This is a genomic window from Thermoanaerobacter kivui (genome assembly GCF_000763575.1).
GTDB classification, from domain to species: Bacteria; Bacillota; Thermoanaerobacteria; order Thermoanaerobacterales; family Thermoanaerobacteraceae; genus Thermoanaerobacter; species Thermoanaerobacter kivui.
The window spans coordinates 44474-57500 of record NZ_CP009170.1 but is presented as its reverse complement, the minus strand read 5'-3'; the positions used below and the strand labels follow the sequence as shown (position 1 = coordinate 57500).

Sequence of the window (13027 nt, the reverse complement as noted above, 5' to 3'; positions counted from 1 at the left end):
TGAGCGTAAGTTCCGAGAGCCGATTGTGCGGCTGCAATAGCTTTTTCCATATCACTCTTAACAGTCATAATAATCCTCCTTTTATCTTTTTTACACAATTATTATTCCAAAAAGGAGGCTTATTTAAACTGTTTATTTTTGTAGTGATTTCAAACAATATGCTGCAAAATTATCAAAAGGATAATTCCTGGAATACCCAAAAAGCCTACAACAAGAGCAGTCACAGGATTTATAGCAATATATAATCCAAGAGATTTTCCTATCAAATTGATAATAAACAAAATTAAGCCGCCAATAATTCCATTTATTATAATTCTTAGCAAAATTTTTCTTGGAACTACTAATAACCATCCTAAAAGATAAAGTAAAAACAAGCCAATTAAGTAAGCAATGATTATATTGTATTCAATGCTTATATTCATACAAAAACCCCCTAAGAGTCTACTGGTATATTTATACTTAGGGGGAGGACAAATTATGATAGGAGGGACGAAAAATTATCAAAATTTATTCCCTCTTTTTTTGCTTTTTTCAATAAATATATGTACTTTCTTTTTAAGCTCTCTAATCTGTATATGGCGTAGTCCACAAGGTCAGGGTCTGTTACATTCTGAAAATAAATTTCTGCATCTTTTAATTCTTTTACTGTTTGTTTTACCTCATTAACAAGTTGATAAGCCTCATTGCTGTAATTATCATATATGTTTTTTGTCGCAGCTATTTCTTTTAAGTACTCAAACAACATTCCCATAATATACCTCCTCAACCGTATTATGACCCAAAATACGGTTGAGTATACATTAAAACACTACTTCTTTTAAAATTTCTAAAGATTTCCCACTTACTTTGTTATTTTTTACTGATTTTGAAATAATATCTATCGCTTCTTTTGGCTCAAGACCTTTTCTATAGGGCCTGTCTTCTGTTAATGCTTGATACATGTCACAAACCGCCATATGCCTATCGATTTCGCCAATTTCGTCTCCTTTTAATCCTTCAGGATACCCGCTTCCATCTAATTTTTCGTGATGATTTGCACCCCACTCTGCTATATCATCTATTTCTCTTATTTCTTTGAGTATTTTTTTAGTATAATAGGTATGAGATTTTATAACCATAAATTCCTCTTCAGTAAGCTTATCCGGTTTGTCAAGAATAGAATTAGGTACAGCTAACTTTCCAAGGTCATGAAGTAACGCCGCAATTTTTATTTTTCTGGTCATCTCTTCATCATAGCCTATCACTTTAGCCATTTTATAAGCTAAGTTTGAAATACCTCTGGAATGGTTATATGTAAATCGGCTTCTGTTATCGATAATCTGAGCAAAAGCCTCTGCTATATCCTCCAATTCATCAATTCCTATTGAAAGTGTGTCTTTAGGCTCAATCGTTTTTAATATACTTTTTATATCAAAGAATTTATAATCTAACCAAAATTTTTCTTGGTTTGTAAGATCAAGTAGTGCTTTGGACACAATGGGATTAAACATTTTCCTAGTATTGCTTTTTATAAATTCTTTAATATTAAAACGAATGTTATATTCGTTTTCTATTCCAATTAATGAAGCATAACGTATATCAAATTGGTCAGAGATGAAAACAATCTGAGCTCCTAAAGGGATAGAATCGCCATTCAACTCAAAATGTCCGCTTCCATCGTAATTTTCATGATGATATCTTATAATATCCGAAAAATTTTCTCCAAAAGGCAGTTTCTTTACAATCTCACTTCCTCTTTCACTGTGTTTCCACCATTCATCTGTGTCAAAGTCTTCGTATATATCCCCTTTCCCTATATCATGTAAAAAAGCAGAATAGTATACTTTTTTTGTTTCTTCTTCATCCAAATTCAGCATCTCGGAAATCCTTAGAGAAATATAAGCCACCTTTCTTGCATGTCCCATATTTTTATACTCTTGTACGTCAAGGACCAAAGATAAAGCGGACAGCAGATTATTATAATTCAAATTCACATTTTATTCCTCCTAACCGATATTTATTTTCAACTAATATATATTATACACTAACTAAATTAAATTTCCTAGATAAAATCCAACATAATATCCCAATATTCCCCCTATCAGTCCAAATATAATTGTCAATGACATGTATATAAATGCATGAAAATATTTTTTGTTCTTGATCAAGTCTACTGTCTCATGTGAAAAAGTTGAATATGTTGTAAAAGCACCTAGAAATCCTATTGTCAAAAAAAGTTTAACATCATAGCTTAAATCTACATTTATTTTAGGACTTGACAAAAAGTTTAATAAAAACGCACCTAATACATTTATAATAAAAGTTTCGATAGGAATAACTATCTCTCGGTTTTCCTTTATATGCCGCGATATTTCATATCTCAATATTGCTCCAAAAATTCCTCCAATTCCCACATATAGTATACTTGTCACTGTTCTTCCTCCCTCTCCTTTAGTAAGTCAAAAGTTTTGTCAGCAAATTCAAATCCTAAATAAGACATTAAAAGACCACCAAATATTGATAAAATCATATAACTTAGAGCAATATAATCTTTCCCTGCTTTTAATAAATTTATTGTTTCCATACTAAAAGTAGAAAATGTTGTAAAAGCCCCAATAAATCCTGTTGTTATCCCTAATCTCAAATTAGTATTTACCTTGTACTCATCCATAGTAAAATTAGCAATAAAACTTAACAAAAACGAACCTAAAATGTTTATTATAAAAGTTTCAAAGGGAAATGCAGTGTGATACATCTTTGTAAAGTAAATTGTTATTGAATATCTCAGTACGGCTCCAAAAAACCCGCCAATCCCTATATAGATGTATTCCATGAAAACTTCCCCTTTCTGTTTAGATTTTTGGACAATAAAAAGCCCCTATTAGGCCTTATATCACATCCTAATAGGAGCCATCAGCGTTTCCGCATTTATGGCGAGCTCCATCGCCTCACGTTGTTTATTATAATAAAGTACAAATGAAAATGCAATATCTTTTTACAATTCCCTTCTGCCTTCAAGAGCCCTTGAAAGAGTTACAACATCAGTGTATTCAAGGTCACCGCCTACTGGCACACCATGAGCAATTCTTGTAACCTTTATTCTTAACGGCTTTAAAAGTTTAGCAATGTACATTGCTGTCGCTTCTCCTTCTATATCCGGATTTGTCGCAAGTATGACTTCTTTGACATTTCCGTTTTTGACTCTGTCCAAAAGTTCTTTAATTTTTATATCCTCTGGCCCCACTCCCTCCATTGGTGAAATGACTCCATGGAGTACGTGATATACACCTTTATATTCACGGGTTTTTTCCATCGCGACAACATCCATAGGATGAGAAACTACGCATATAAGCGAATGGTCTCTTTCTTTATCGCTACATATGTTACATATTTCAGTGTCTGTTATGTTATAACAAATTTTACAATACCTTATTTTCTCTTTTGCCTCAATAATAGCCTGTGATAAACTTTTTACCTCTTCCAAAGGCATGTTTATTATAAAAAAAGCAAGCCTTTGAGCAGTCTTAGTTCCTATACCAGGTAATTTTGACAGTTCATCTATAAGCTTAGCTATGGATGCAGAATAACAGTTCATTATTTCACCTCAAAACAATCCAGGAATATTTAACCCTCCAGTTATTTTTGCCATTTCAGAAGCGATCATCTCTTCTGCATTTCTTAAAGCCTGATTAACTGCTGCTAATACAAGGTCTTCTAACATTTCAACATCGTCTTTATCGACCACATCAGGGTTTATTTCAATACTTACAAGCTCTTTTCTGCCATTAGCCACTACCTTTACCATACCACCGCCAGATGTAGCTTCTACAGTTTTTTGTGCTAATTCTTCTTGCATTTTCTTCATTTCTTCCTGCATTTGCTGGGCTTGTTTAATCATATTATTTATGTTAAACCCGCCCGGAAAACCGCCTTTTGCCATAATAATATAACCTCCTAAATTTTATTTTCTTTATAAAATATTTATATGCCTCATTAAAGTATTTGTGAAAAATAAATTTTATATTATTTCTATATCCTCTCCAAAAAGCTCTTTAACCTGTTTTATGAGCAATTCTTCTTCATTTTTTTTTAGTTCAAACTTCAAAGAAAGCTCTTTCCCCGCTACTTTTTTAAGTATCTTTTCAATAAAAGTTTTATTTTCTACTTTACTTAGCTCATCCTTTAAGAAAGAATACTCCTCAGGATATTCTAACACAATTGCCCCGTTTTTTAAATAAGGAACACCTTTTTTCATAAAAGTATATACTGCTATCCTTTCTCTTTTCACTATTTCTTTGACTTCATTCCACACCTTATCCAAATCTATGTCTTCTTGCTGAGGCAAGATATTTTTTTGCCCTTCCTCCCTTTCTCTTTTAAAATTTTTTATTTCTTCCTTTTGATTTTTTGCCTCTTGTTCAGAGTTTTTAATAAATATTTGACCCTGCTTCAATTTTTCTTCCAGCTGTTCTACACGGGCCAATAAACTCATCATATCATAAGAAATTTCCTGTTTTATCAATCTCAAAATAGTAACCTCTAAAAGAGTTACCGGAGAAATAGCATATTTAATTTCTCTCTGTAAATTTATAAATTTTTCTAAAGCATTAGTCAAAAACGCTGTTCCAAAGTTTTGGGATTTTCCTTTTATCGTTTCACTGTCATTGTATAAAATCCCTTCTAACTCCTCTCCTCCTGTTTTATAAATTACCATGTCTCTCAAAATAGAAATTAAAGATTTTAAAAAATTTCCTATATCAACTCCATAGGATAAAATTTTATCCAACTGTTTCAATGAAGATGTAGCATCCTTAGCATTTATATACTCTAAAAGTAAAAACAACATTTCATCATTAGCTACACCCAACATCTCACATACATCTTCATAAGTTATAAGGTCTTCCTTGTAAGAAGCGCACTGTTCTAAAATACTTATAGCATCTCTCATAGAACCATTTCCATAGAGGGCAATAGTTTTAAGCCCCTTTTCTTCGATTTTTATTCTACTGTCATTGCAAATTCTATCAAGATTTTGAGCAATTAACCGCGTAGGTATTCTCTTAAAGTCAAACCTTTGACACCTTGACAAAATAGTATCAGGCAATTTATCAGGTTCAGTAGTAGCAAGAATAAAAATCACATGAGGAGGAGGTTCTTCCAATGTTTTTAAAAGAGCATTGAAAGCTCCCGTAGAAAGCATATGCACTTCGTCAATTATATATACTTTATATTTTGTCAAAGAAGGAGAATAAATAACAGATTCCCGTAATTCTCTTACATCATTTACACTGTTGTTAGAAGCAGCATCAATTTCCAAAATATCCATCGTAGTATTGTTATTGATGGATTGGCAAACTTCGCAAGAATTACAAGGTTCTCCATCTGTATTATTTAAACAATTAATCGCTTTTGCAAAAATCTTAGCTACACTAGTCTTTCCTGTACCCCTTGTACCGCTAAAAAGATAGGCATGCCCTATTTTATTGAATTTTATCTGATTTTTCAAAGTTTTTACAATATGATCTTGCCCCACCACCTCTTTAAAGCTTTTGGGCCTATACCTTCTATATAAAGACTGATACATGCTTTAACACCTCGTTATATTCAATTGTAACAAAAAAAAAGATATATTTCTATATCTTTTTAGTTTCTTGACAAACCTTTTTGTAAGTAATTTAAAGTCTCTTGCTTTTATGTTGGGTGCAGGCTCACATATCTAAGTCGTGTCTATGGCTCGTTTTGGACAGAGGGGACACACTAAGATGCTTCCGCGATGCACCTTACGTATAAAAGCGGAGACTTATTAAAAAAACTTTGTCGACAGTCTGAAAGATATATTTCTATATCTTTTAAGAAACGTTTGTAAAAATCTGATTTTTTATCTCTTCTAATCTCTGCTTTTTGTTCATATAAAGGGAAATAAACGCATCTACCACCTCAGGATGGAATTGAGTGCCTTTATACTTTAAAAGTTCGTTTATAGCCTCTTCAATATTCATCCCTTTTCTGTACGACCTATCTGATGTCATGGCATCAAAAGCATCTGCCACCCCAAGTATCGCCGCTTCTATAGGAATTTCTTCACCTTTGATCCCATAAGGATATCCTTTTCCGTCGTACCTTTCATGATGCTTTGAAACAGCCTCTAATATCTCTTCCGGCAGATCTATGGGCATTAAAATTCTTCTTGATATTTCTGGATGACTTTTAATTACCTTATATTCTTCATCTGTAAGTTTTCCCGCCTTTAAAAGAATAACATCTGAAATACCTATCTTTCCTATATCATGTAATATCCCAGCAATTCTAAGTTGTTCTACTTTTTCTCTTGAAAGCCCCATATATTCTCCTATCAAAGCAGCATATTGAGACACTCTCATTGAATGCCCTTTCGTGTAAACGTCTTTTGCTTCAACTGCATAAGCAAGAGCCTCTATCGTCTTTATATATAACTTTTTAATTTCTTCATAAAGCTTAGAATTTTCAATTGCAACGGAAACTGCACTCGCAATCGACCTTAACAAGCTCATGTTTTTTATTGTCTTAGTAGCAGTCCATACGTTCAATATTCCGATCATTTCATTTCGGGAGACTAAAGGCACAATAACCACAGAAAAGACTTCTTTGGAAGCAAAAATAGGGGTTATATTTTTATCATGTGGAAACTCGTCAACATCCTTTATTTTTATTTCTTTCAAATTCACCAAATCATTAACATCTTCCTGTGGCAATTCTATTTCACTTGAAATAAGATAATCTTTAAGCTCCCCGCCTTTTATAAGTAAAACAAACTTTCTTGACTCTTTATCATACTCTCTTATGGTACATAGGGGTGAATTGAGTATATTTGCAACCTTTTCCACAATATTATTTAACACTTCTTTCATGTCACTTCCTGATGTCAAAAGCCTTCCTACATCACTGATAGCCAAAATTTCATTGTTTTTTTCAACTATTTGCTGTTTAACTTGATACATCTCTGTAATATCCCTGGAAATACCTTGTATTCCTACCACATCTCCGTTAACTTTAAGCCTTTTTACGTGAGTTTCTGTTATGACCAACAAACCATCTTTACTTCTAAAATTAATCTCTGAAAAATTGATTTTTCCTGCCATCATGTCTTTTAATGTCTCTTTGCTTTCTTCATCAACAATTTCCAATAGACTTTTCCCTAACAACTCTTGAGGTGTGTAATTCAAATACCTTACAATTCTCGAATTGACAAATTCAATAATAAAATTTTTGTCAGTCACCCACAAAATGTCTTTGATATTATCAACTAACAATCTATATTTTCTTTCAGAAATTTCTAACTCATGGGTAAGAACTTCTAACTGCTCATATGAGGCTTCCAACTCCGCATTAAACTCTTGCAATTCTTCATTTTGGCGAATCAAATTTTCTGTTTGCTCTTTTAATTTCACGTAACTTTGTGATAAATCCCTTGCCATAGAGTTGAAATTTTTTGAAATCTCTACAAATTCCTTTGAATCGGTAATATTTAAGCGATATCTAAAATCCCCCTGAGATATTCTCTTTACACCTTCATTTAATTTTTCAAGTGGCTGAGATAGCTTTTTAGACAAAACAGCAGACATCCCCATTGAGATTAATAAAATTATGCTACCGATAAAAACTTTGTTTTCAAATCCTGATAAAAAATGCGCAATAGACAATATGTAAACGGTTATCGATAAACCAAATAAAACAACGAATAGTTTTTTCTTATAATCACTTAACATAATATCCTCCAACTTTCTTCTTTTGTAGAAAACAAATTCCCTATATTATTTTCGGATAAAACGCACAAAAACTTAAATGAAAACTTTTAAGAAGGGCTACATAAAGAAATTCTTAAAAGAATGGAAAAAATAAAAGGCCGTACACCCAGCTTCGACCTGCCACCATAAGCGTTACATAAGCAGTTAGCTCCACTCAAGCGCCCCTGCGGCACACGGAAGTGTTTGCTTACCGCTGCTTCCTTCCGGACCTGACGGGGTTCGCAAATTTCCGTTGCGCAGGACTCAAGCATCAACACCACTTACTTATGCCAGACCTTACAATGGTCAGGCCTCAGCCTGGGACTTCGACCCTGCTATAGCGGATTGCAGGTTACAGGGCACCGCTACCTCCCCATCTAGTACGGCCAAGAATTATTACCTTGTGTGTAATTTAAGTATATCACATAAAAAATACATTGGCAATAACCAATTGTACAAAGATAGTGTCAAGATACTGTAGGATTTTTTTAAGACAACCCCTGAAACTTAGTTAATTTCATACTTCAACTTATCATGCTTTTTATATAACTTGTGCATATTTTAATGCTCTTAAAACCCTATATATTGGCGTTACTTTCCCTATATTCAAAACCGTAATATTGTTTATTTTTTCATTTGTAGACGTTTTAACTCTCCTTACCGCTTCTTTTATTTGCTTCTTCGTTAAATTATAACTCCCAGCATTGATATTCTTTTTCTTACCCCATTCTGCTTCTCTTAAGTCTCCTCCATTCTTGCTGAATACCCTTAATTTCGCCATTAACTTTAATCCTTCTCTACTCCACCCTAGTGGATTCCTGCTTAATCTGGCTGAAAATACATGGCTTATATGCCCTTCTGCACTGCACCCTATTACATCTTCGTCTTTGTTGTATATCACTATTCCTTCCCAATTGTTTAGTATGTATTTCCTTGCTTCTTTTATCTTCTCTTTCTCTCTCTCTTCCTCTGCTGCCTTTATTAGCTCATCAAATACCTTCTTCACTCCTTCTTTATTCCCTTCATTTATTGCTCTCCATATCTTATCTCTATACTTTGGCTCTTTTGATGTTGCTTTTAATACGTATTTGTTTAAATGATATCTGTCTAACACAAACCTTGATTTTAATATCCATTTTAATCCCTCTTTTATCCACGGTGCCCCATCTCCTGCTATGTATATCTTCTCTATCTTCTCTTCTTTGTAATTGTCTTCTATGTAATTTGCTACATCTATCCATATGTCTTCAGGTTTCTCTCCTACATATGCTTTGTAATGCACATTTCTCAGTACATTTCTACCATTTTTCTCTTCTTTACCTTCATGTATGTATATCAATCGCGGTGTTTCATTGCTGCCATCTTGCAAAGGCACATGGTCTTCATCTGCTTCTATGTATAATACCCTTACCTCTTTCTTCTCTTTTATTTCTCTCTTTACTTCTACTTCTCCTATTTCCCTTATTGCGTTTAATACCGTCTGTTTACTTAACTCCTCTGGACATGCTTTTTTACTACTTCTCTCATATGATTCTTCTATCGCGTTTTCTACTAACTTTATTTTTACTCCCTTCTCTATCCTATCGTGCCGTCCTATCTCTAATGCATCATCTATCAAGTATGTATATCTTCCATCCTCTCTGGATTTGTAATATGTCCTCTCATATTCTATATCCCCAAGGATTGTCGTTAATCTCTTTTTATCTTTCCTCTCTACTACCCATTTTTCTTTCCTTCTCTTATCTTCTTTTATTATCCTATCTAACTCTTCAATAATTGCTTCTATTGCCTCTCTACCTAGTTTGTCCGTCAGTTCCTTTATCCTTGCTGCAAGCTCTGTAATATTCATTCCTTTATTTAATAAATCACCAAAAATTTCTACTACTTCCTTAGTGAAATTTAGAGCATTTTGTAGTATAATATCCTCAAAGATATTTTTTTTCACAAGAGACACCCCTTTCTGTATTGTTTTGTTTTCCATAATCTATTTTATCACAGGGGTTGTCTCTTGTTTTTTATCACTTAAAAAATCCTACGATAATTTTACACTATGTTGTACAAAAATAGGATAGATATTATACGAAAGGATTTTACTTAATGCAATCCCTAAAATCATTAATGAAACAAATCCACCTATAAAATTTTGAATTAATCCAAACATAATTAAAGATATCCCTTGAAAAATAAATCCTGATACAATAAAAAATTTTTTATTTACCCTTTTTCCGAATACTAATAAGGCTAATGACCCAAATAATCCTCCAACTGTAATCGCCGAGCTAATAATTCCATAAAATGTGCTGGAAAGGTTCAGAATATTTTTTGTGTAAAGTGGTATGTATAAAGATATTGGTGCTAAAAATAAATAACACCTCCGCCTATAATAGCAATAAAAAAGCAAAAATTTATTGCTTTTAATTACACGTAAGCCATCCAAAAACTGACTGAATAGATTTTTATTTTCTACACTATTTATAACCTGTTCAGATTCGCTTAAACTCATATTTTGCTCGTAATTTACATTGATAAACATTTCAAAAATTCCGGATAAAATAAAGGAAATTCCATTAGCAACAAATAAGAATACAGGATTAAATAAAGCAAATAAAATACCTCCTAATATCAACTCCAACTATGTTAATCAGATTAGCAGCAGTTTCACTTAAAGAGTTTGCAGATATTAAATAATCTTTTTTTACTATGTCTGGAATTATCGCTGTGCTTGCAGGTTTAAAAAGGTGTTTAAAGTAGACATCAAAAAAGTAATTATACTATAGATGAGAAAATACGATTACAATAAATTCCACATAATAAAATTATAGAGACAAATGCTCACTTCTGTGATATAACTTTAATTACCACAAAAAAATCAATAACAGGAGTGGAGCATATGTCTCATGATAATAGAATAACAGAAAACTCAGCAATTTACCAGTACCTTTTTAAATTAAATTTTATGCTATACTTCACCAAACCTGTTATTCGCCATATTGTGGAATTTATTATCGCTGCTGTTCAAAAAGGTTACAGTGGCACTGTTACTGATATTGTTAATTTAAGCTTTGCACATTGTCATAGAACTACCTTTGGCAAATTTTTAAGCCAAGGTGTTTGGAATATAGAATATGCATGGAGAGCTATAAGGCGAGAAGTTATTCGTATTATTTATCAACTTTCTCAACCCATAAAAGTCCTTTGTTTGTGATATTTGATGATACTATTGCTGAAAAGACCAAGCCTTCGTTACAGGCTAAACATCCTATTCAAGCAACAGGATTTCATCAATCGCATTTAAAAGGAAAACAGGTTTGGGACCATCAATTTCTTGCTATGGTGATATCTTGTGGCAGAATAGTATTGCCATACTACATTATGGTATCAACACTCCCGATACCCAAAGGGCCAGCATATGGTCTTTGTGATTCCTGGTTTGCAAATGAAAAAGTAATTAATGCACACTTTAAGCAAGGCTATCATCTTATTGGTGCGCTTAAAATCAACCGCATTATATATCCCAAAGGGATTCGCATCCAGATAAAAGACTTTGCCCAGTATATTGATAAGAACGAAGTTCACCTCGTTACAGTGAAAGGTTCTAATTACTGGGTATATCGTTATGAAGGTGCTTTAAATGGGATAGATAATGCTGTAGTTCTAATATGCTGGCCTGAAAAAGCTTTTAAAAATCAAAAAGCTCTACATGCATTTTTATGCACTGATACTGAACTAAATACTGAGACTATTCTAAATTACTACAGTCAGAGGTGACCCATAGAGATTTTTTTCAGGCAGACAAAGAACAACCTTGGCTTAAATACATATCGAGTACGCTCTACAAAATCAATAGATAGGTTATTATGTCTTATATCATTGACATACCTGTATTGTACAGTTTCAAGTGATAAATATTGTCAATTTGGTTGTGGAATAGTTATAGTTCGTAAAGATGTACAAAAGCAGCGTATTCAATGGAACTATGATCAAGCTAAAAATAATATACCTATCGATGAGATTTTTGAGCAACTAAAATTGGCTTAGATAAAGTGTATCTATCTAATGGTAATATTTGTTATTAAATTTTCTCATCTATAGTTTATAATTGCAGAATCTTTCATTGTATCTGCTTTATCAGCATTTTTCATTGGAATAGAAGGTAAAGGCACGGAAACTTTTTGATTTAAAGTTTTCATAATATAGTCTTTACAATACTGAGCAAGATTTTTAAGAAGATGAAACCGGTCACTTACTTGTATCGTATCAGGATGTGCCTCTTTTATTGCATTGCGGTATGACATAGAGCCATCTCTTGAAACTGTTTTTATATTAGGAAATGTTTTTAGCTATTCTACAACATCAACATAATCTCTTGAATTAATCATATCAACTATAAACTCCTCTATTGCAAATTTAAACAACAAAAAACCACCTCCTCCTTTTCCTTTTAGGGAGATGGTTGTGTCGGAAATATGTACACACGATTCTTTGTAGGTTATTCAATTTTTTTTCACTCAGTCGTGTTTTTGCGGTTTCTGTAAGAGTTTATTTGCTGTAACCTACGATTTTTTCGTTTTGAAAATTTATGAAAATGGCGGAGAGAGAGGGATTCGAACCCTCGGTACCCCTTTTAAAGGGTACACACGATTTCCAGTCGTGCACCTTCGTCCACTCGGTCATCTCTCCACGTTTTACTGGACTTCAACCCATATAATTACTCCACCGTTTTATTCAATTTTCATGGCGGAGAGAGTGAGATTCGAACTCACGAGGCGAAAAATTCGCCCACTCGCTTTCGAGGCGAGCGCTTTCGACCACTCAGCCATCTCTCCGCACTTATCTCCTTAAATTTTCAAAGAAATCTTTTAAAAGAGTTTTGCACTCTTCTTCCATTATTCCAAAATACACTTCTGTTTTACTTCCTAAATAGCTGTTATTTAAAATATCAACTACTGTACCTGCAGCACCAGATTTATCGCTTTCTGCACCTATATATACTCTTTTTATGCGAGCCTCTAAAATAGCTCCAGCACACATGGGACAAGGCTCTAAAGTGACATACATACTGCAGTCATCCAGTCTCCAGCTGCCAAGAGTTTTACAAGCCTCTCTTATAGCTAATATTTCTGCATGGGCTGTTGCATCATTTGCAGATTCTTTTTGATTAAATCCTCTTCCAATTATTTGTCTACCTTTTACAATAACAGCTCCAACAGGTACTTCTCCAAGTTGGTAACTTTTCTTCGCCTCTAAAATAGCAGCTTCCATGAATTTATTAATCATACAATCCA

Annotated in this window: 14 protein-coding genes, 2 tRNA genes, 1 other RNA gene, 1 pseudogene and 1 riboswitch (1 of these 19 only partly in view); of the genes and pseudogenes, 1 reads left to right on the top strand and 17 read right to left on the bottom strand. The window is 33.2% G+C overall.

Features of this window, described 5'->3' with window-relative positions; genetic code table 11:
• The 13 genes from TKV_RS00275 to TKV_RS00220 form a co-directional block, all read right to left on the bottom strand.
• A protein-coding gene (locus TKV_RS00275; RefSeq protein ID WP_049684281.1) for a DUF1657 domain-containing protein crosses the window boundary here: on the bottom strand, positions 1–68 show its beginning. Its footprint begins 196 nt before the window's first position; 68 of the gene's 264 nt are visible here — the first part of the coding sequence; its start codon is at positions 66–68; the stop codon falls past the left edge of the window.
• Positions 69–149: 81 nt separating this feature from the next.
• Positions 150–422 (bottom strand): pro-sigmaK processing inhibitor BofA family protein, encoded by a 273-nt coding sequence (locus TKV_RS00270; protein ID WP_003869941.1) that lies wholly within the window; start codon positions 420–422, stop codon positions 150–152.
• 53 nt (positions 423–475) lie between these two features.
• Complete coding sequence (locus TKV_RS00265; RefSeq protein WP_049684280.1) at positions 476–751, bottom strand: DUF2508 family protein; 276 nt, start codon at positions 749–751, stop codon at positions 476–478.
• Positions 752–800: 49 nt separating this feature from the next.
• Complete coding sequence (locus tag TKV_RS00260; RefSeq protein WP_049684279.1) at positions 801–1973, bottom strand: HD-GYP domain-containing protein; 1173 nt, start codon at positions 1971–1973, stop codon at positions 801–803.
• A 54-nt stretch (positions 1974–2027) separates the two neighbouring features.
• Complete coding sequence (crcB, locus tag TKV_RS00255) at positions 2028–2411, bottom strand: fluoride efflux transporter CrcB (protein WP_049684278.1); 384 nt, start codon at positions 2409–2411, stop codon at positions 2028–2030.
• Positions 2408–2812: a fluoride efflux transporter CrcB gene (gene crcB / locus TKV_RS00250; protein ID WP_049684277.1), complete on the bottom strand. Its 405-nt coding sequence runs from the start codon at positions 2810–2812 to the stop codon at positions 2408–2410. Before crcB (TKV_RS00250) ends, crcB (TKV_RS00255) begins: the two co-directional genes overlap by 4 nt.
• A gap of 64 nt (positions 2813–2876) precedes the next feature.
• Positions 2877–2936: riboswitch (Fluoride riboswitch) on the bottom strand.
• 38 nt (positions 2937–2974) lie between these two features.
• Positions 2975–3574, bottom strand: a complete 600-nt coding sequence (gene recR / locus TKV_RS00245) for a recombination mediator RecR (protein ID WP_049684276.1) — start codon at positions 3572–3574, stop codon at positions 2975–2977.
• 9 nt (positions 3575–3583) lie between these two features.
• Positions 3584–3919: a YbaB/EbfC family nucleoid-associated protein gene (locus tag TKV_RS00240; protein ID WP_049684275.1), complete on the bottom strand. Its 336-nt coding sequence runs from the start codon at positions 3917–3919 to the stop codon at positions 3584–3586.
• Between the two features lie 78 nt (positions 3920–3997).
• On the bottom strand, positions 3998–5563 hold the full coding sequence (gene dnaX, locus TKV_RS00235) for a DNA polymerase III subunit gamma/tau (RefSeq protein WP_049684274.1): 1566 nt from the start codon (positions 5561–5563) through the stop codon (positions 3998–4000).
• Between the two features lie 265 nt (positions 5564–5828).
• Positions 5829–7724 carry an HD domain-containing phosphohydrolase gene (locus TKV_RS00230; protein ID WP_049684273.1) on the bottom strand — a complete coding sequence of 632 codons (1896 nt, stop codon included), beginning with the start codon at positions 7722–7724 and terminating at the stop codon, positions 5829–5831.
• Between the two features lie 137 nt (positions 7725–7861).
• Positions 7862–8128, bottom strand: an RNA gene (ffs, locus tag TKV_RS12175) — signal recognition particle sRNA large type.
• A 155-nt stretch (positions 8129–8283) separates the two neighbouring features.
• Entirely contained in the window at positions 8284–9687 is a 1404-nt protein-coding gene (locus TKV_RS00225; protein ID WP_049686150.1) for an ISLre2 family transposase, read from the bottom strand.
• A gap of 87 nt (positions 9688–9774) precedes the next feature.
• Entirely contained in the window at positions 9775–10374 is a 600-nt protein-coding gene (locus tag TKV_RS00220; RefSeq protein WP_049684272.1) for an MFS transporter, read from the bottom strand.
• Positions 10375–10632: 258 nt separating this feature from the next.
• Here TKV_RS00220 and TKV_RS00215 point away from each other — a divergent pair.
• Positions 10633–11780, top strand: a pseudogene (locus TKV_RS00215) (transposase).
• 44 nt (positions 11781–11824) lie between these two features.
• On the opposite strand, the gene TKV_RS00210 reads toward TKV_RS00215, so the two are convergent.
• From TKV_RS00210 to tadA, 4 genes are all read right to left on the bottom strand, one after another.
• Positions 11825–12064, bottom strand: coding sequence for a transposase (locus TKV_RS00210; RefSeq protein WP_268870109.1), 240 nt, complete (start codon positions 12062–12064; stop codon positions 11825–11827).
• Between the two features lie 264 nt (positions 12065–12328).
• Positions 12329–12422, bottom strand: a tRNA-Ser gene (locus TKV_RS00205).
• A 55-nt stretch (positions 12423–12477) separates the two neighbouring features.
• Positions 12478–12568: transfer RNA gene (locus tag TKV_RS00200), tRNA-Ser, on the bottom strand.
• 4 nt (positions 12569–12572) lie between these two features.
• Positions 12573–13019, bottom strand: coding sequence for a tRNA adenosine(34) deaminase TadA (tadA, locus tag TKV_RS00195; protein ID WP_049684271.1), 447 nt, complete (start codon positions 13017–13019; stop codon positions 12573–12575).
• Between the last annotated feature and the right edge of the window lie 8 nt (positions 13020–13027).